The organism is Mycobacterium triplex (genome assembly GCF_000689255.1).
In the GTDB taxonomy this organism is placed as follows: domain Bacteria; phylum Actinomycetota; class Actinomycetes; order Mycobacteriales; family Mycobacteriaceae; genus Mycobacterium; species Mycobacterium triplex.
Map to the genome: position 1 here is coordinate 1,921,838 of NZ_HG964446.1, position 18,157 is coordinate 1,939,994.

Consider the following 18,157-nt stretch of genomic DNA (forward strand, 5'->3'; position numbering starts at 1 on the left):
CTGGATTGGCCGAAATTCCATAGTTGGACGACCGTGCCGTTATAAGATCGCCGCATCCGGAGTGCGGCAAGGGGGCCGTGTTCGAGGGGGGAGCTGGCGATGAGTGCTCGGCGATCGACACGTGTGATCGACCCACTGCCCGGCGCACTGCCGCCAAGCCGCACCCTGACCGTCCGCGCGGTCGACGGCACCCCGCTGCACGCGGAGGTCTTCGGCCCGCCGGACGGCTACCCGATCGTGCTGACTCACGGCATCACCTGCGCGATCCGCGCGTGGGCCTACCAGATCGCCGACTTGGCCACCGAGTACCGAGTGATCGCGTACGACCACCGCGGCCACGGCCGCAGCGGGGTCCCGCGGCGCTGCGGCTACAGCCTCAAACACCTTGCGTCCGATCTGGATTGCGTGTTGGAGGCGACGGTCGCGCCGCACGAGCGGGCGGTGCTCGCCGGGCACTCGATGGGCGGTATCACGATTGCCGCGTGGTCGGCCCGCTATCGCCACAAGGTCCAGCGTCGCGCCGACGCCGTCGCGCTGATCAACACGACCAGCGGCGACCTGGTGCGCCAGGTGAAGCTGTTCTCGGTGCCGGGCCGACTGTCGCCCGCGCGGTCGATTGCCGCGCGGCACCTGATCAACCTGTTCGGCGGGTTCCCGATTCCGAGTGCGGCCCTGCTGGCCAGTCGCTCATTTGTCGCGATGCTGGCCGTCGGCAAGGATGCCGACCCGAGCGTAGCCAAGCTCATTCACGAGTTGTTCGTGCAGACAGCACCGGCCGGGCGCGGGGGCTGTGCGAGGACGCTCGTCGAATCGCTGGGCTCGAAATACCTCGACCTGTCCGGGTTGGCCGTCCCGACGCTGGTCATCGGCAGCCAAGACGACCGGCTGACGCCGATCGCCGCATCCCGCGAGATCGCCCGCACCGCGCCCAACGTGGTCGGCCTGGTCGAGTTGCCCGGCGGTCACTGCTCGATGCTGGAACACCACCGGGAGGTCACCGGGCAGCTGCGGTTACTGGCCGAATCCGTCACCCTGCCGGTCGCGCGGATCAGCTCATAGCAGGGCGGCGATCTCGGCCGCCGCTCGCCGTCCGGACCGGACGGCGCCGTCGAAGAACCCGGTCCACTCGTCGGCGGTCTCGGTGCCGGCCCAATGAATGGGCCCGACCGGTTCGCGCAGCCACCGCCCGAACCGCGTCCACGAGCCGGGCGGTACCGCCGCGGTCGGGCCACCCGGCGCGAAATCCTCAGTGCCCCAACGATGATCCGCATAGTCGAGAGGGCGCAGTGCCTCGTCGCCGAATAGCGACGCGAAGCAACGCAACGTATCGCGGCGCCGCTGGTCGGTGGGTAGGGAATCGAACGCCCGGGCGTCGACGAAGCCCAATAGGATGCCCGGCCCGTCGGCCCGCGGGCTGACGTCGAAGGTGATGAACACCGGGCCTTTGTCGGACAGCGCCTGGCCCGAGAAACCGTTGGCCCGCCAGAACGGGGTCGAATACGCCGCGAAGGCCTTGCTGAGCCGGCCCTGCGGCCACCGCTGGACCAACTGCTGGTACTCGGCGGGCAGCGGGGGAGTGAATTCGATGGCCCCGCGATGGGCCGGCGGGATCGCGACGATGACGAATCCCGCATCGGCCGCGCCCCGGTCGGAGGTGACGGTGACGCCGGAACCGTGCCGCTCGATGCGGCGCACCGGCGCGCTGAGCACGACGCGCGCGCCCAGTTCGTCCGCCGCCGCCCGGGCGATCTGCTGGGTGCCGCCGGCGAAATGGTCCTGCTGGGCGCCGTCCACGGTATCGAGCATCCGATCCAGACCGCCCGCGGCGCGGATGTAGCGCGCCGCGTGCAGCATCGACACGTCGTCGAGTTCACAACCCCAGGTCACCCGGGCCATGATGGCCATCAGGTCGCGGGACGAGGCGGTGGCACGCACCGACCGCAACCACTGCCCGAACGACAGGCCGTCGAGCTGTTGCGCGCGGTGCGCCTGCCACGGTGCGTCGACCGGAACGCTGCGCGCGATCCTCTCGAATTGCCAACGCAGCCGGCCGATATCGAGCAACCCGGTCAGCGAAAGCTTGGGGATGGTGCCGTGATAGGACCGGGTCCAGCCGCGCCAGTGGATGACGTTCTTGCCGTCGTGGTAGGTAGGCGTGGTCGGGATCTGCAACTCGCCCGCCAATGCGAGCACGGCGTCTTGGGTCGGGCCGACGAACGCGCCCCCCATGTCGGCCGGCAATCCGGCGACGCTACCGGTGAACGAACGCCCGCCGACGCGGTCGCGACCCTCGAAGACCACCACGTCGTGGCCCTGTCGCGTCAGCTCTCGCGCCGCGGCAAGGCCGGCAAAGCCGGCGCCGACCACCACAACATCGACAGTCCACGACGGCTTTGTCACGCCCTCTAGTCAACCGCATTGCCCGGTAGCTGCGGTAGAGCGGTGTTCGCATCTCGGCGATGGCAACCGTATGCCGACCGGGGTGCCTTGGCTAATCTGCGATCACGTGATCATCACCGAGCCGGCCGCTACTGCCAATACAAGAACACAGCTGCGAACCGTGGCTCTGGGCAGCATGATCGGCACCACGATCGAGCGGTACGACTTCTATCTGTACGCGACGGCGTCGGCGCTGGTGTTCAAACCGCTGTTTTTTCCGCATGTTTCGTCGACGGCCGGGACGCTGGCCTCCTTCGCCACCTATGCGGCGGGATTCGGGGCCGGCCGATAGGCGCGGTGGCGTCGGGCCACTTCGGGGACCGGTTGGGCCGCAAGGCCGTTCTGGTCATCGCCTTGCTGACGATGGGCCTCGTCACGACCGCGATCGGGCTGTTGCCGACCTACGCGACGGCGGGGCTGCTCGCACCGGCGCCAACCGTTCGGCCCTAGCGTCGTTCGCCACCGACGAGCGAACTTGGACGGCGCGGGAACTCGCCGAAGAGATCGGTATCGGCGGTCGCGGCCCGGTGCTGGTGGGCTCGCCCACCGAGATCGCCGACGAACTCGAGCGCTGGGTCGAGGAAGCCGATGTCGACGGATTCAACCTCGCCTACGTGACGACGCCGGGCACCTTCGGCGACTTCGCGAAACTGGTTGTGCCGGAACTGCGTCGACGCGGCCGGGTACCGGAACACTTCGCACGCGGCACCTTGCGCGAGCGACTGGGCGGCGCGGGACCGCTATTGCCGGCCGATCACCCGGGCGCGGCCTACCGGCGCTGAACCTCCGCACCACGGACGCGAAAAGGGTTACGGCGCGACCGTCAACCAGTCGGCGAAGCCGGACGGGTCGTGACGGCCCAGCGCACCGTGCTCGTAGAGCCCCCAGCCCTCGACCGGAGGCTTGTCGCCCTCGATGCAGACCGCGCGACCGACGTGGTCGATCACGCCGAAGCCGGCGCGTCCGATGATCGCCGGGTCGGTCATGTTGTACGTCAGGCGTTCGGCGAACTTCTCGCCCTTCCACATGCCGTGTATCCAGTCCGAATCGCCGCCGTAGCCGCCGCCGACGTGAATCGGTACCGGCAGCTTGGACTCCACGTCGAAGTGCACGGGGGAGCCGTCCGGGGTGGTCGCGTCGATCGTGGCGCCGGTCGGAATGCGGGTGCCGGAGGTGTAGTGGATCTTGACCCGCGGCCAGCCCAGTTGCTCGACGCGGCCGTCGCGCCAGATCCGGGTGCAGTCGTTGAGCGAGCGGAACCCGTTGGGCTCCTCCTGAATGATCAGCACGATGGCGAAGTCGTCGAAAGCCATTGGTACGTATAGCCACCACATGCCCTCGAACGGCGGGTCGGCCGGCCGGCCGGCCGGTTCGGCCTCACCGATCGGGCGGATGCCCCAGGACCGGTCGCGGCTGCCCAGCCAGGTGTTGGGGTCGACCGTGATCTCCTCGCCGTCGATCACGATGTGTCCGCTCCAGGTGCCGAGCTGTGCGAACCGCTGGGCGTCCAGCGTGACCCGGTTGCCGGACCGCAGGATGTGGGGCTGTTCCTGGACGACGTCGAACAGACCCTTCCAGGTGAGATCGGCTGCAATGCCTTCGGTTTCGTCGAGGACGATGCGCAGCTTGTGCAGCGGTTCGATCACCTCGACGCGGTAGCCGTTGACGTGCTGGTTGAGCCGGTCCTGGTCGATCGCGTCCGAAACGTGCACCGCGGTCTGCGAGTCCCCGCGCCGGACGAGCACGAAGGCATCCTTGACGCCGAGGTTGGGGTAGTAGCCGATGCCGCTGATCAGGAAGATGTTTCCGGTGCGGTCGTGGGCGTTGAAGTAGGACCGATCGTAGAAGTTGCGGTCCGAGGAGCCGGGCCAGGCGATCGGTTGGGGAATCTGGTGTACCGGGTACTCGTCGAGCGGTCCTAGCATTACTGGTCCTCTCCGATAAGACGTTTCATCAATCCGGCGTGGTAGAACAGCGACTCGACGTCGTCGGGTTTCTCGGTTTCGCCGAAGTGCACTCGCCGCGCACCGGTGCGCATGAACACACACGCCCACATCACGCCGGAGTACACGTAGAACCAGCGCAGGTCGCCCACCTCGACGCCGGACAGCCGCCGGTAGGTGGCGCGAACATCCTCCTCACGCATCACGTCAGGCAATCCCGGCAATCCGGCAAGCCCGGTGAGTTCCTGGAACACCATGTGCGCGTAGATCATCCACGCGACGTCGAGCTCACGCGGGCCCAACGTCACCATCTCCCAGTCCAGCACCGCCACCGGCTGGAAGTCGCGGTACAACACGTTGCCCACCCGGGCGTCGCCCCACAGCAGCACGGGCTGACCCGCGTCCACTTCCGCCGGCCAGTTGTCTTCCAGCCACGTGAAGGTGCGCTCCAACAGCGGCGACCGGCCGATGTCGGGCACCGCGAAGTCGTACCAGTCCCGCACCCAGTTGTAGTGCCGGCGCAGCGCGGTCTCGCCCTTACCGTCGGTGAGGAATCCAAACGTACTCTCCGCGTTGGGGATTGAGTGCAGCTTGGCCAGCACGCCGACGGTCGCATCCTGCAGTTCGCGCTGCCGCTCTTTCGCCGCGTCGGCGAACCAATTGTTGCCGAAGGTGTAGGGCATCACGTCCGGCGGCACCTCGCCGGCGACGTAGTCCATCACGAAGAAGGGCGTGCCCAGGACCTCGCCGGAGGGTTCGAGCCAGCGCACCGGCGGAACCGGGACGTCGGTCAGTTCGCCGACCTTGCGGATCACTTCGAATTGGTGATCAAGTCGGTAGGTGGGGAAGACCTGCACGTCCTCGGCGCTGGGCGCCACCCGTGTCACCAGCTTCTGCTCGATCGACTGCCCGCCCTGCTGCCACCGCGCGGTCAGGATGATGGTTTCCGACGACATGCCCGTCGAGTCGATGCCGCTTTCGACCGTGACGTCGGGTTTCGCGCCGTCGGGGAGGACGGTGGACAGCCACTTCGACATCACCGCCGGCAGCGTCGTGACATCGCGGCTGGAGCGCTGCAGTCGGTCGACGTTGTCGAGCACAGGTTCATTGGCCACGTTGAGACCTTTCGCGGCAATTACGATACGGTAGGTAGCGTTATGAAAGCAGACCCGTCCGACCTTGACAAGGCCCCAGGTGCTGGGCGCCCCCGGGATCCGCGTATTGACTCTGCCATCCTCGCGGCCACCGCGGAACTGCTTGTGGAAATCGGCTATTCGAATCTCACCCTGGCCGCCGTTGCCGAGCGGGCCGGCACCACGAAATCGGCGCTGTATCGCCGGTGGTCGAGCAAGGCCGAACTGGTCCACGAGACGGCGTTCCCGACGGCGCCCAGCGCGCTGGAGACGCCGGCCGGTGACTTCGCCGCCGATCTGCGGATGATGATCGCGGCGGCGCGGGATGTCTTCACCAGCCCGGTGGTGCGCGCCGCGCTGCCCGGGCTGGTGGCGGATATGTCGGCCGATCCCGAACTCAACGCGCGGGTGATGTCGCGTTTCACCGACCTGTTCGCGGCGGTCCAGGTGCGACTGCGCGAGGCCGTCGACCGAGGTGAAGCGCATCCCGACGTCGACCCGGACCGGTTGATCGAGCTGATCGGTGGAGCGACCATGCTGCGGATGCTGCTGCGCCCGGACGAGAAGCTGGACGAGGCGTGGGTGGATCAGACCACCGCGATCGTCGTGCATGGGGTGACGCGATGACGCGGCGACTCGCGGGGCGTTCGGCGATCGTCACCGGCGGCAGCCGTGGGCTGGGCCGGGCGATCGCGCTGGCGCTCGCCGCCGAGGGCGCAGCGGTGGTGGTGGCCGGGCGCACCGAGCAGGTGTGGGACGACCGGCTGCCGGGAACCATCGGCGAGACCGTGGCCGCCATCGCGGCGGCCGGCGGGCGCGCGGTGCCGGTCCGTGCCGATCTGACCGACCGAGACGACGTTGCCCGGCTGGTAACTGAAGCACGAGATGCGTTGGGGCCCATCACTATTCTGATCAACAACGCGGCCTTCACCGCGCCGGGGCGCCCGCCGGTGCCGGGGGCACAGCCGCGCGTGCGGCCCGCCAAACCGGCCGGCGCCGCCAAACCCGGCTGGCCGGGGTTCGTCAGCACGCCGTTGTCCGCGTTTCGCCGCCATTTCGACATCGCCGTGTTCGCGGCCTACGAGCTGATGCAGATGGTGTCCCCGGACATGATCGAGGCCGGTGGCGGCTCGATCATCAACATCACTTCGGTGGCGTCGCGGTTACCCGGCGACGGGCCCTATCCCGAGCGAAGTGGCGGTGTCCTACCTGGTTACGGGGGCTCCAAGGCCGCACTCGAGCATCTGACCCAGTGCGCGGCGTTCGATCTGGCCGATCACAACATCGCCGTCAACGCGCTGGCACCGTCGAAGCCGATCATGACGCCCGGCCTGTCGTATTACGCCACGGCGTTCGACGACACCGCAACCGAAGATGAGTTCGCGTTGGCCGCAGCGCAATTGGCGCTCGTCGACCCGGCGACGGTCACCGGGCGGACCATCGGCCACCACGAGGTTCTGGACGGCAGCTTCCGGTCCTTCGATCCTGTCTAGAACAACGCCCGCTCGCGAGCTGGGGGCACCTCCCGCTTGCGGGGAAAACGCACTGCGAGAAAGTCGGCCGGATTTCGCAGTGTGCCTACCCTCGCGGGATACCGGCGAACCCTGGTCACACGACGGCCTGACGTGCAAGTATGGATCAGGCCTGTGCCGCAACGGCATAGGAAAACCGGCAAGTGGTGTGGCCAGATGCCCGATAAGCCGACAGGGCGCGTCGTTGCGCTCATCGTGCTGTTGATCGTCGTTGCCGCTGCCCTGCGCGGGTACCTTCCGGCTCGTGATCGTGCGACGCACGCCGAGGGTGGTGGCCGCGCGGCAATGGTGTTCGTCGTCGTCTTGCTGAGTGCGGCAATCGCCTTGCTCGCGGTCGCGGTCATCGCGCGACTACGCGATCCACGCGCGATGGCCCCGAAGGCCGGCGATATCTCCGGGATGCTCGGCACCGGCCGGGGGCGGCCGAACTGGCGCGTGTTGTTGATCGGGCTCGCGGTGATTGTCGCGTGGCTGTTGATCGCGATGCTGCTGGCCCGATTGTGGTTGCCGCACGGGGTGCCGCCCGCGCAGCAGGACGTCGGCGCACAGCCCCAGCCGGCCGCGCCCCCGCCGCAGCAGCACCGGCCCGCGCACCACGACAGCGGCGACATGCTGGGCATCCTGCTGGGCGCCACGGTTCCGATGATGCTGCTACTCGTCGTCGCGTCGTTCATCATGTCCCGGCGGCGATTCCGCGCCGCGACGCTGCACACCGTCGCAGAGGATGACGCCGAATATGTGCCGCCGGCAGCCCCTTCGGAATCCCTGGTGCGGGCCGCCGAACTGGGATTGGCCGAGATGGCGGACCCGAGTCGGGAACCGCGCGAGGCGATCATCGCGTGCTATGCCGCGATGGAACGTGAGCTCGCGCAGGTTCCCGGAGCTGCTCCGCAGGAGTTCGACACCCCGACCGAGGTGCTGGCCCGCGCGGTCGAACGCCATGCGCTGCATATCGACAACGCCGTTCAACTGGTGAACCTGTTCGAGGAGGCGCGGTTCAGTCCCCATGTGATGAACGAGGGCCACCGCGACGTTGCGGTCGGGGTGCTGCGGCTGGTTCTCGCCGAGCTTCGGAGCGCGGTATGAAAAGGCTGATAGCTCTAGGTGTTTGCTTCATCGTCGGGGCGGAACTGCTGGTGCTGATCGGGCATGATCGGTCCGTGGTGTTGGTGGCCTCGGGTGTCGCCCTGGCACTGGTACTGCTCGACGTTCGTCGGCTGCTGGGACATGGGGGGGAACCCGCGGCCGACCCGGACCCCGACGATCTCGGCGATTCGTTGCGCCGCTGGCTCGCCACCACCGAGACGACGATTCGCTGGTCGGAGTCCACGCGGGCGGACTGGGATCGGCATCTGCGTCCGATGCTCGCTCGCCGGTACGAGATAGCGACCGGTCAGCGACTTGCCAAGGACCCGGCGGCATTTCAGTCGACCGGGCGCCTGCTGTTCGGCACCGAACTGTGGGAATGGGTCAACCCCAACAACATCAGGCGGGTGGGTGACCACCAGCCCGGTCCCGGCCGGGCCGCGTTCGAAGAAATCCTCCGGAGGTTGGAGCAGGTATGACAGGGGGCGCCACGATGCCGACCGCGATGCCAGCCAGTACCACCACCGCACACTGCGAGGCGGTGCTCGACGAAATCGAACGCGTGGTGGTGGGCAAGCGTTCCGCGCTGACCCTCATCCTCACCGCAGTGCTGGCGCGCGGCCACGTACTCATCGAAGACCTGCCGGGACTGGGCAAGACGCTGATCGCGAGATCCTTTGCCGCCGCGCTGGGTCTGCGGTTCACCCGGGTGCAGTTCACGCCGGACCTGCTGCCGGCGGACCTGCTCGGTTCGACGATCTACGACATGCAGTCGGGCCGTTTCGCGTTCCGGGCCGGCCCGATCTTCACCAACCTGCTGCTTGCCGACGAGATCAACCGCACCCCGCCCAAAACCCAGGCCGCCCTGCTCGAGGCGATGGCCGAGGGCCAGGTCAGCATCGACGGCGAAACTCACAAGCTGCCAACGCCATTCATCGTTCTGGCGACCGACAACCCGATCGAATACGAGGGTACTTATCCGTTACCGGAGGCGCAGCTGGATCGATTCGCGATGCGGCTGGAGCTGCGCTATCTGTCCGAGCGCGACGAGACGGCCATGCTGCGTCGCCGCCTCGAACGTGGCTCGGCCGAGCCGACGGTCAACCAGGTCGTCGAAGCCCAGGATCTACTGGCGATGCGCGAATCCGTCGAGCAGGTGACGGTGCACGAGGACGTCCTGCACTACGTGGTATCGCTGGCCACCGCCACCCGGCGCCATCCGCAGGTCGCCGTCGGTGCCAGCCCGCGTGCCGAACTCGACCTGGTTCAGCTCGCTCGTGCTCGTGCGCTGCTGCTCGGCCGCGACTACGTGATCCCCGAAGACGTCAAGGCTCTTGCCATCCCGACGGTCGCGCACCGGATCACGCTGCGCCCGGAGATGTGGGTGCGCAAGATTCAGGGCGCCGACGTCGTGGGGGAACTGTTGCGGCGCTTGCCGGTACCTCGCGCCAACGAGGGCGCCGGATGAGTTCGCCGTGAACGGCCGCGTAGCCGAGTTCCGCTGGCGCGCGGCGCCATTGACGCGGGCCGTCGCGACTTGTGCGGGTGTCGCGCTCGTTGCCGCCGTGATCGGCGCGAATTGGCAGCTCATCGCGTTCGCAGCTCCTCTGCTCGGCGTGTTGTGTTCGATCAGCTGGCAGCATCCCGTGCCGACGATCCACGTGCATGGGGAACCGGAGTCACTGCGATGCTTCGAAGGGGAGCGGGTGCGGGTGATGCTGTCGGTGACCGAGCACGCCGGTGCGGCGAGGACCTGGGCAGTCGAACTCACGGTTCCCGCCGTCGAGGGCATGTCACTCGAAGTCCTCGATTCGGCTTCCCCGCACGCCAAAACGGTTGCGGCCGTGGCGCAGCGGTGGGGTCGATATTCGATCCCCGCTCGCATCGACGCGGTCGCGCGCGGCGGGCTGGTCACCGGCACCGCGATCGTCGACGCCGCGGATGTGATCGTGTTTCCGCTGACGCCGCCGCAGTCGACGCCCATCCCGCGAACCGAGTTGCTCGACCGGCTTGGCGCCCACCTGACCAGGCATATCGGCCCCGGGGTCGAGTATGCCGACATCCGTCCGTATGTTCCGGGTGATCAACTGCGAGCGGTGAACTGGCCGGTGAGCGCGCGTCGCGGCCGACTGCACGTCACGGAGCGTCTGACCGACCGCGCCGCCGACGTGGTGGTGCTGATCGACGGGTACCGGCAGCCGGCGGGCCCGGCGACCGACGCCACCGAACGAGTGGTGCGCGGTGCGGCTCAGGTGGTGCAGACCGCACTGCGCTACAGCGACCGCGCCGGGATCGTCGCGCTCGGAGGAAATCGGCCGCGATGGCTCGGCGCGGACATCGGTCAGCGCCAGTTCTATCGCGTCCTGGATACCGTGCTCGGCGCGGGGGACCGATTCGAGAACACCACCGGCACACTGGCGCCGCGCGCGGCCGTTCCGGCCGGGGCCATCGTCATCGCGTTCTCCACCCTGCTGGACACCGAATTCGCGCTGGCGCTGATCGATTTGCGCAAGCGCGGTCACGTCGTGATCGCGGTCGACACCCTGGACGTCTCGCCGTTCGAAGACGAACAGGACCCGCTGGTGGATCGGCTGTGGGCGATGCAGCGCTCGGCGATGTATCGCGACATGGCAACGATCGGCGTCGACATCGTCTCCTGGCGGGGCGATCACACCCTCGAGCAGTCGATGGGTGTGATGCCGGATCGCCGCCGCCGGGTGCGTGGACGGCTGCGGGGGTAGCGATGTCAACCGGCGCGCGATTCGGGGTCCATGCTCTGGCAACGACATTCGGTCTGCTGATGACCGGCCTGGCCGCGGTGGGTGGCCACGGGGCGGCGGTGGCCGCCGGGATGGCGGCGCTGGCCGCCGTGGGCGTCGGGGTCGTGTTGCGGCCGGCCGCAACGGTTGCCGTGTTGCTGTGTGTCGTTGTGATCGTCGTCTCCGATCGCCCCTATGTGTTCGCGGTACTTTCGGGGCTGTGCGCGGCCGGCTATCTGGTCTCGCGCCACGCAGCCGGGATGCCGGACGCGGTCGTCATGGTGAGCTGGCCGACACTTGTTGGCGCCGTGGGATTTACCGTAGTAGGCGTGGTGGCCATATCGTTCCCGCTGCAGCTGCCGTGGGTACCGCTGGCGGCGCCGCTCGCGGTGTTGGCGATCTACGTGTTGGCCACTCGCCCGTTCTTGGGTTGATCACGCATCGGGCCTGACAACGCCGCGAGTCATCGCGAGTTTGCGCTGGATTCGGCCGCTTTCGTAGGTCCTTCGACGCACCTGCAAGGATTTTTGTCCTGGCCGCGCGCTGCGCCGATAAGCAGGATGTGGTGGCACCCGGTGTCGACGAGACGATGCCGTAGGACAAGGGGAGCCATAGTGAGCCACCGAACACACACAACCGATTTCATCGTGGTGGGCGCGGGCGCGTCGGGCAGTGTGGTCGCGCGCCGATTGCTGGACCGCGGCTACTCGGTGCATGTGCTGGAGGCCGGCCCCGCCGACATCAACCCCGATATCCACACCAGTTCCAGATGGCCCGCGTTATTGCGCAGCGGACAGGACTGGGCTTTCATGACTACCCCGCAACGACACGCCAACAATCGGCGCCTCTATTGGCCTCGGGGAAAGGTGTTGGGCGGCAGCAGCTCCCTCAACGGCCAGATCTACATACGTGGGCACTGCAGCGACTACGACGAGTGGGCCCAACTCGGTTGTAAGGGCTGGGATTTCGAGACCATATTTCCACTGTTTCTGCGCTCGGAGGACCACGTGGACGGCGCCGGCCGGTGGCACGGGGCGGGCGGACCGCTGCCGGTCGAGCGGATCACCCGACCGAACCCGACGTCGGTCGCGTTCGTCGCAGGGGCGAGCGCCCTCGGGCACCAGGTGCTCGATGATTTCAACGGGCCGCAGCAGGTCGGTGTCGGCTACAACCAAGTGACCACCCGCAACGGGCGCCGGGCCAGCGCGTGGCGCAGTTTCATGGCCCCGGTGCGGGGAAACCCGCGGCTGGCCGTGACCACCGGCGCGCTGGTGCACCATGTCATCGTCCGCGGTGGCCGCGCGGTCGGGGTGCAGTATTCGGTGCGCGGGCAGATTCTTCAGGCGTCCGCCGAGAGTGAAGTGGTGCTGTGTGCGGGCACCGTGGGGTCACCGAAGCTGTTGATGCTCAGTGGCATTGGGCCTGCTGAGCACCTAGCCGAAATCGGCGTGAAGGTTACTGTCGATCTTCCCGGGGTGGGCGAGAACCTGCACGACCACCTGCTGGTGAGCAACGTCTATGAGGCCGCTCGGCCGATGGAACCGCCACACCACAACCTGCTTGAGTGCCAACTGTTCACCTCCAGCGCGTACTGGCGCGGTCCGGGCCCCGATCTGCAGCCGCTGTTCATGCACCTGGTGTACCCGGCCGAGGGTTATCCCGTGCCGCGCAACGGATATACGATCGCGCCCGGCATCATCCGTCCCCGGTCGCGGGGCACACTTCGGCTTGCTTCGGCCGATCCGGCGACCGCACCGCAGTGCGATCCGAATGTCCTGGCCGAACCCTATGACGTCGAAGCGCTGGTCGACGCGGTGGAGATCGGCCGCGAGATAGGGGCCGGTTCCGCCTTCGACGAGTGGCGCTACGCCGAGGTCGCACCCGGACCGGCAGCACGTACGCGCGATCAGCTCCGCGCATACGTGCGGCGTGCCGTCGGCACCTACCACCATCAAGTCGGGACGTGCCGCATGGGCGTCGACGACGACGCCGTCGTGGCACCGGATCTCAGGGTGCGTGGGGTGTCAGGACTGCGGGTCGCCGACGCGTCGGTCATGCCGTCGATCACCACCGGCAACACCTATGCACCCGCAATCATGATCGGGGAGAAGGCATCCGATCTGATGGTGGGGGCGCCCGTGAGTCGCCGAGTTACTGCAGCAACTGTGCGGCGTGATCCGCGAGGTCGAGCAGCGGTTGCGGGAAGACCCCGAGAATCACGGTGATCGCGGCGCACAGCGCGATCGCGATCTTGCTCAGGATGCCCGGCGCGACGACCTGAGGGGTGTCGTCGGTCGGTTCGGTGAAGAACATCAGCACGATCACGCGGACGTAGAAGTAGGCGGCGACCCCGCTGGCGATCACACCGATGATGACCAGCGGCACGGCACCGCCCTGCGCGGCGGCCTTGAACACCGTGAGCTTGCTGATGAATCCACTGGTCAATGGGATGCCGGCGAAGGCCAGCAGGAACATCGAAAGCATCACGCCCACAATGGGAGAACGCTGTCCGAGCCCGGCCCAGTGCGATAGCTTGGCATCTTCGACACCGTCGGAGTTGCGGACCAGGCCGACGATCGCGAACGCGCCGACCGTGCTGAAGCTGTAGGCGACCAGGTAGAACAACGTGGCGGCCAGGCCGGCGTGGTTGTCGGCGATCACGCCGGTGAGGATGAAACCGACGTGGGCGACCGACGAATAGGCCAGCATTCGTTTGACGTCGGCCTGGTTGACCGCGGTCACGGTGCCGACGGCCATGGTCAGGATCGAAATCGCCCACAGCACGGGCCGCCACTGCTCGTGCAGCGGCGGCAACGCGACGTAGACCACGCGCAGCAGCGCGCCGAACGCCGCGACCTTGGTGGCCGCGGCCATGAAGCCGGTGATCGGGGTGGGGGCACCCTGATACACGTCGGGTATCCACGAGTGGAAAGGCACCGCACCGACTTTGAACAACAGGCCTACCGACAACAGTGCGACCCCGACCAACGCCATCGAGCTATCGCCATGCGCGGCAAGCGCATCCCGGATGCCGGGCAACAGCAGTGTTCCGGTCGCGCCGTAGACCAGTGCCACGCCGTAGAGGAAGAATGCCGACGAGAAGGCGCCCAGCAGGAAGTACTTCATCGCCGCCTCCTGCGACAGCAGCCGGCGGTGCCGCGCCAGCCCGCACATCAGGTACAGCGGCAGTGACAGCACCTCCAGCGCGACGAACATCGTCAACAGGTCATTGGCCGCGGGGAACACCATCATGCCGCCGACCGACAGCATCAGCAGCGGGAAGAGTTCGGTCTGGGCGGCTCCGGCTCGTTCGGCCTCACGCTCGGCGTCGCTGCCGGGGACCGCGGAAGCCTGTGGGGTAAAGGCGTCCAACCCGGAGGCATTGCCGGAAACACCCGCCGCGACCTTTACCTTGTTGGCGGTTGCGGCGATGTTGCTGCGTTCGGCGATGAAGATGACGGCCATCATGGCCACCAGCACCACGGTGCCCTGCAGATACAGCGTCGGCCGGTCGATGGCCATCGCGCCCAGCACCCCGCTGCGACCGGATGCCGGCAGGGAGCGGCTGACCGCGATGTCGGCGACGAACGCCGCGATCAAGCCACCGAGGGCCAGGGTCACCTGGGACACATAGCGAATGTTCCTGGGCAGGAACGCTTCCGCCAGTACCCCGATCACGGCGACACCGAAGACGATGAGCATCGGGCACAGCAGGAAGTACTCGATGCTGGGGGTGGGAAGGGTCATTGGTGCGGTCCTTCGGCTGTACCGGGGGTCGCCCTTAAAACCGGACGAGTCACTTTCGGCGCGGGATCATGCTGGCCGATGGTGATCATGGTGTGGTCCACGGCGGGATTGATGATGTCGAGCACCGGCTTGGGATAGATGCCGAAAACGAACAGCAGCGCCATCAACGGTGCGACGACGGCCAGCTCGCGCAGCCGTAGATCGCCGATTCCCTCGTTGCCTTCGGCCACCGGCCCGGTCATCACCCGCTGGTAGAGCCACAGCATGTAGATCGCGGCCAGCACCAGCGCGGTCACCCCGAACGCGCCCGCCAGCCAGTACCGGTTGAAAGTGCCCAGCAGGACCAGGAATTCGCTGATAAACGGCGCAAGCCCGGGCAGCGACAGGGTCGCCATGGCCGAGACCAGGAAGGTGCCGGCCAGAACCGGCGCAACCTTCTGCACACCGCCGTAATCGGCGATCAACCTGCTGCCGCGCCGCGTCACCAGGAATCCCGCGATCAGGAACACCGCCGCCGTGGACAGGCCATGGTTGAGCATGTACAGCGTCGACCCGCTCTGCCCCTGGCTGGTCATCACGAAGATGCCGGCGATGATGAACCCGAAGTGCGAGATCGAGGTGTAGGCGATCAGGCGCATCATGTCTTTTTGTCCGATCGCGACGATCGCGCCGTAGATCACCCCGATGATGGCCAGCGTCACGATCAGCGGCCGGAAATACGTTGAGGCATCAGGGAACAGCTGCAGGCAGTAGCGCAGCATTCCGAAGGTGCCGACCTTGTCCATCACCGCGGTGATCAGGACCGCGGTCGCCGGGGTGGCCTCGACGCAGGCGTCGGGCAGCCAGCGGTGGAACGGCCACAGCGGGGCCTTGACGGCGAAGGCGAACATGAAGCCGCCGAACAGGGCCTTGAACACGGCGGGGTCGACGCCGGCGAAGCGGCCCGTGGAGATGCCGGTCACGATTTCGCGGAAGTCGAACGTGCCCCCGCCGTGCTGCGCGGTCACCACATACAGCCCGATGACCGCCGCCAGCATGATCAGACCGCCGAACAGGTTGTACAGCAAGAACTTCACCGCCGCGCGCGACCGGGCGGTGCCCTTGCCGAAGCCGCCGATCAGGAAGTACATCGGGATCAGCATGGCCTCGAAGAACACGTAGAACAGCAGCACGTCCAGCGCGATCACCGAGATCAGCACCATCGACTCGATGGCCAGCGTCAAGGCGACGTAGGCGTGCACGCCCCGGGTGCCCTCGCCGCCGTCGTTCCAGCCCGCCACCAGCAGCAGCGGAACCAGGATCGCGGTCAGCAGCACGAGGATCACCGCGATGCCGTCCACGCCGAGGTTGTAGCCGGCGCCGAAGGCCGGAATCCAGGGATGCTTTTCCAGGAATTGGTAAGGGGCGCCGCCGGTTTTGAAGCCGAGCGTGACGACGAGTGCGACCGCCAGCGTCAGGATGCTGATGACCAGGCCGGTCCACTTCGCGAGCTGACGCAGGCCGGGCGGCATCAGGATGATGAGGATGGAACCCGCCAGCGGCACCAGCCACAGCACGCTCAGCCAGGGCACGTTAGTCATGAGCGCCGCTCCTCTTCATCGCTTCGCTCTGCATCGTCGCGGCGCGCGAGCTCACCACAGTTGCACCGCCAGGATCGCCGCGACCAGCAGGGTGGCGCCCGCCAGCATCGACAGCGCGTAGGAGCGGGCGAAACCGGTTTGCAGCCCCCGCAAGCGATTCGAGGTCCGGCTGACCAGGGCGGCCAGCGCGTTGACCGAGCCGTCCACACCCGCGTCGTCGACTTCGACCAGCGCGTCGGTCAACTGCGCGCCAGGGCGCATGAATACCTCCTCGTTGAAGGCATCGCCGTACAGGTCTCTGCGTGCGGCTGTGGTGAGTGCCGACACCTGGACGGGAGCAACTCTGGGAATCTCGGCCCTGCCGTACTTTTGATAGGCCACCGCGATTCCGACCGCGACCACCCCGAGTGCCAGCGTGGTGTTGACCCAGGCCGGAATGGTGTGCGCGCTTTCCTCGTGCGCACCGACGACCGGCTCCAGCCAGTGCGGCAGGGTGCCCCCGATGGCGAACAGGCCGCCGGCGAACACGGAGCCGAAGGCGAGCAGGATCATCGGACCGGTCATCAGGGCGGGCGCCTCGTGCGGGTGACTGCCCGGCGCCCAACGCTTTTCGCCGAAGAAGGTCATCAGCATCACCCGGGTCATGTAGAACGCGGTGATGCCCGCGCCCAGCAGCGCGGCCCCGCCGAGGGTGTAGCCGCGGACGCCGCCGGCGCCCAGCGCCGCCTCGATGATGGCGTCCTTGGAGTAGAAGCCCGCGAACGGCGGAACGCCGATGATGGCCAGGTATCCCAGGCCGAAGGTGACGAAGGTGATGGGCAGGGCCGCGCGCAGCCCGCCGTATCGGCGCATGTCCTGCTCTTCGTGCATCGCATGAATGATCGAGCCCGACCCGAGGAACAGCCCGGCCTTGAAGAAGCCGTGGGTGAGCAGGTGCATGATCGCGAACGCGTAACCGGCGGGGCCGAGTCCCGCCGCCAGCACCATGTAGCCGATCTGGCTCATCGTCGACGCCGCCAGTGCCCGCTTGATGTCGTCCTTGGCGCAGCCGATGAATGCCCCGAACAGCAGGGTGACGGCGCCGACCAGGACGACGCCGAGTTGCGCTCCGGGAGCCAGGTTGTAGAGCGGGTTGGACCGCACGATCAGGTACACGCCCGCGGTCACCATGGTGGCGGCGTGGATCAGCGCGGACACCGGGGTGGGGCCCTCCATCGCGTCACCCAACCAGGCCTGCAGCGGGACCTGCGCGGACTTGGCGCAGGCGCCCAGCAGCAGCAACAAGCCCATAACGGTCAGCACGCCGCTGCCGGCGGCGGGGGCGCCGGCGAAAACCCCGGCATACGAGAGGGTTCCGAACGTGCTGAACATCAGGAACATGCCCACGGCCAGGCCGGCGTCGCCGACCCGGTTCATCACGAACGCCTTCTTCGCGGCCGTGGCCGCCGACGGCTTGTGGTACCAGAAACCGATCAGCAGGTAGGACGCCAGACCCACGCCTTCCCAGCCGACGTAGAGCACCAGGTAGTTGTCCGCGACGACCAGCAGCAGCATCGAAGCCAGGAACAGGTTGAGGTATCCGAAAAACCTGCGGCGGTCCGGGTCGTCGGCCATGTAGGCGACCGAATAGATGTGGATCAGCGATCCCACGCCGGAGATCAGCAGCACGAAACAGATTGACAGCTGGTCGATCTGGACCCCGAAGTCGACCTGAAACTGGTCGACCGGAATCCAGGTGAACACCGTCTGGTGGATGACGCGGTGCTCACTGTCGCGGCTCAGCAAGTCCGCCAGCAGCGTGGCGCCCACCCCGAACGCTCCCAGGGCGGCGAGGACGCCCAGCCAATGCCCCCACGCGTCGGTGCGTCTGCCGCCGAACAGCAAGATGGCGGCACCCGCAAGTGGGAGCGCCACCAGCAGCCAGGTGTAGTCAGTCAT

Annotated in this window: 15 protein-coding genes and 2 pseudogenes; 11 read left to right on the forward strand and 6 right to left on the reverse strand. The window is 67.4% G+C overall.

Translation table 11 applies throughout. From position 1 onward, the window contains the following. Nucleotides 1–99: 99 nt before the first annotated feature. The gene (locus tag BN973_RS09000) at nucleotides 100–1,059 is read left to right on the forward strand and encodes an alpha/beta fold hydrolase (protein ID WP_036467487.1); all 960 of its coding nucleotides are present in this window, start codon (nucleotides 100–102) and stop codon (nucleotides 1,057–1,059) included. Here BN973_RS09000 and BN973_RS09005 read toward each other — a convergent pair. Next, nucleotides 1,054–2,400, reverse strand: a complete 1,347-nt coding sequence (locus BN973_RS09005) for a flavin monoamine oxidase family protein (RefSeq protein WP_036467490.1) — start codon at nucleotides 2,398–2,400, stop codon at nucleotides 1,054–1,056. The two genes, BN973_RS09000 and BN973_RS09005, sit on opposite strands and share 6 nt — an antisense overlap. Before the next feature lie 175 nt (nucleotides 2,401–2,575). Between BN973_RS09005 and BN973_RS30395 the strand changes: the two are divergent. Then, nucleotides 2,576–2,871, forward strand: a pseudogene (locus BN973_RS30395) (MFS transporter); the annotation flags it as partial. Next, a pseudogene (locus tag BN973_RS09015) lies at nucleotides 2,865–3,221 on the forward strand (5,10-methylene tetrahydromethanopterin reductase); the annotation flags it as partial. The pseudogenes BN973_RS30395 and BN973_RS09015, both read left to right, overlap by 7 nt. 27 nt (nucleotides 3,222–3,248) lie before the next feature. Here BN973_RS09015 and BN973_RS09020 read toward each other — a convergent pair. Continuing rightward, nucleotides 3,249–4,364: a hypothetical protein gene (locus BN973_RS09020; protein WP_036467499.1), complete on the reverse strand. Its 1,116-nt coding sequence runs from the start codon at nucleotides 4,362–4,364 to the stop codon at nucleotides 3,249–3,251. Next, complete coding sequence (locus tag BN973_RS09025) at nucleotides 4,364–5,497, reverse strand: phosphotransferase family protein (protein WP_036467502.1); 1,134 nt, start codon at nucleotides 5,495–5,497, stop codon at nucleotides 4,364–4,366. Before BN973_RS09025 ends, BN973_RS09020 begins: the two co-directional genes overlap by 1 nt. A 42-nt stretch (nucleotides 5,498–5,539) precedes the next feature. Here BN973_RS09025 and BN973_RS09030 point away from each other — a divergent pair, with 42 nt between their 5' ends. The 8 genes from BN973_RS09030 (at nucleotide 5,540) to BN973_RS09065 (ending at nucleotide 13,117) form a co-directional block, all read left to right on the forward strand. After that, entirely contained in the window at nucleotides 5,540–6,142 is a 603-nt protein-coding gene (locus BN973_RS09030; protein WP_036467503.1) for a TetR/AcrR family transcriptional regulator, read from the forward strand. Continuing rightward, the gene (locus tag BN973_RS09035) at nucleotides 6,139–7,008 is read left to right on the forward strand and encodes an SDR family NAD(P)-dependent oxidoreductase (RefSeq protein ID WP_036467505.1); all 870 of its coding nucleotides are present in this window, start codon (nucleotides 6,139–6,141) and stop codon (nucleotides 7,006–7,008) included. The genes BN973_RS09030 and BN973_RS09035 overlap by 4 nt, the downstream gene beginning before the upstream one ends. Nucleotides 7,009–7,203: 195 nt before the next feature. After that, nucleotides 7,204–8,133, forward strand: a complete 930-nt coding sequence (locus BN973_RS09040) for a DUF4129 domain-containing protein (protein WP_036467507.1) — start codon at nucleotides 7,204–7,206, stop codon at nucleotides 8,131–8,133. Further along, nucleotides 8,130–8,612 (forward strand): hypothetical protein, encoded by a 483-nt coding sequence (locus tag BN973_RS09045; RefSeq protein WP_036467509.1) that lies wholly within the window; start codon nucleotides 8,130–8,132, stop codon nucleotides 8,610–8,612. Before BN973_RS09040 ends, BN973_RS09045 begins: the two co-directional genes overlap by 4 nt. Before the next feature lie 26 nt (nucleotides 8,613–8,638). Continuing rightward, nucleotides 8,639–9,601 carry an AAA family ATPase gene (locus BN973_RS09050; RefSeq protein ID WP_036472200.1) on the forward strand — a complete coding sequence of 321 codons (963 nt, stop codon included), beginning with the start codon at nucleotides 8,639–8,641 and terminating at the stop codon, nucleotides 9,599–9,601. A 7-nt stretch (nucleotides 9,602–9,608) separates the two neighbouring features. After that, the gene (locus tag BN973_RS09055; protein WP_036467510.1) at nucleotides 9,609–10,874 is read left to right on the forward strand and encodes a DUF58 domain-containing protein; all 1,266 of its coding nucleotides are present in this window, start codon (nucleotides 9,609–9,611) and stop codon (nucleotides 10,872–10,874) included. A gap of 2 nt (nucleotides 10,875–10,876) precedes the next feature. Beyond that, on the forward strand, nucleotides 10,877–11,326 hold the full coding sequence (locus BN973_RS09060) for a hypothetical protein (RefSeq protein ID WP_036467512.1): 450 nt from the start codon (nucleotides 10,877–10,879) through the stop codon (nucleotides 11,324–11,326). Nucleotides 11,327–11,506: 180 nt separating this feature from the next. Continuing rightward, a complete protein-coding gene (locus BN973_RS09065; protein ID WP_232232048.1) occupies nucleotides 11,507–13,117 on the forward strand; it encodes a GMC family oxidoreductase in 1,611 nt (536 codons plus the stop codon). On the opposite strand, the gene nuoN is transcribed toward BN973_RS09065, so the two are convergent. The 3 genes from nuoN to nuoL are packed head-to-tail and all read right to left on the reverse strand — an operon-like array spanning nucleotide 13,044 to nucleotide 18,157. Beyond that, nucleotides 13,044–14,639, reverse strand: coding sequence for an NADH-quinone oxidoreductase subunit NuoN (nuoN, locus tag BN973_RS09070; RefSeq protein WP_036467513.1), 1,596 nt, complete (start codon nucleotides 14,637–14,639; stop codon nucleotides 13,044–13,046). The two genes, BN973_RS09065 and nuoN, sit on opposite strands and share 74 nt — an antisense overlap. Beyond that, a complete protein-coding gene (locus BN973_RS09075; protein WP_036467515.1) occupies nucleotides 14,636–16,219 on the reverse strand; it encodes an NADH-quinone oxidoreductase subunit M in 1,584 nt (527 codons plus the stop codon). The genes nuoN and BN973_RS09075 overlap by 4 nt, the downstream gene beginning before the upstream one ends. Before the next feature lie 51 nt (nucleotides 16,220–16,270). Continuing rightward, the gene (nuoL, locus tag BN973_RS09080) at nucleotides 16,271–18,157 is read right to left on the reverse strand and encodes an NADH-quinone oxidoreductase subunit L (protein WP_036467516.1); all 1,887 of its coding nucleotides are present in this window, start codon (nucleotides 18,155–18,157) and stop codon (nucleotides 16,271–16,273) included.

Excerpts from the sequence above, each read along its gene's own strand:
- nuoL (WP_036467516.1), bottom strand. The coding sequence starts at position 18,157 with ATGACTGACTACACCTGGCTGCTGGTGGCGCTCCCACTTGCGGGTGCC.
- BN973_RS09020 (WP_036467499.1), bottom strand. The coding sequence starts at position 4,364 with ATGCTAGGACCGCTCGACGAGTACCCGGTACACCAGATTCCCCAACCG.
- nuoN (WP_036467513.1), bottom strand. The coding sequence starts at position 14,639 with ATGACCCTTCCCACCCCCAGCATCGAGTACTTCCTGCTGTGCCCGATG.
- BN973_RS09040 (WP_036467507.1), top strand. The coding sequence starts at position 7,204 with ATGCCCGATAAGCCGACAGGGCGCGTCGTTGCGCTCATCGTGCTGTTG.
- BN973_RS09050 (WP_036472200.1), top strand. The coding sequence starts at position 8,639 with ATGCCAGCCAGTACCACCACCGCACACTGCGAGGCGGTGCTCGACGAA.
- BN973_RS09035 (WP_036467505.1), top strand. The coding sequence starts at position 6,139 with ATGACGCGGCGACTCGCGGGGCGTTCGGCGATCGTCACCGGCGGCAGC.
- BN973_RS09045 (WP_036467509.1), top strand. The coding sequence starts at position 8,130 with ATGAAAAGGCTGATAGCTCTAGGTGTTTGCTTCATCGTCGGGGCGGAA.
- BN973_RS09060 (WP_036467512.1), top strand. The coding sequence starts at position 10,877 with ATGTCAACCGGCGCGCGATTCGGGGTCCATGCTCTGGCAACGACATTC.
- BN973_RS09030 (WP_036467503.1), top strand. The coding sequence starts at position 5,540 with ATGAAAGCAGACCCGTCCGACCTTGACAAGGCCCCAGGTGCTGGGCGC.
- BN973_RS09075 (WP_036467515.1), bottom strand. The coding sequence starts at position 16,219 with ATGACTAACGTGCCCTGGCTGAGCGTGCTGTGGCTGGTGCCGCTGGCG.
- BN973_RS09000 (WP_036467487.1), top strand. The coding sequence starts at position 100 with ATGAGTGCTCGGCGATCGACACGTGTGATCGACCCACTGCCCGGCGCA.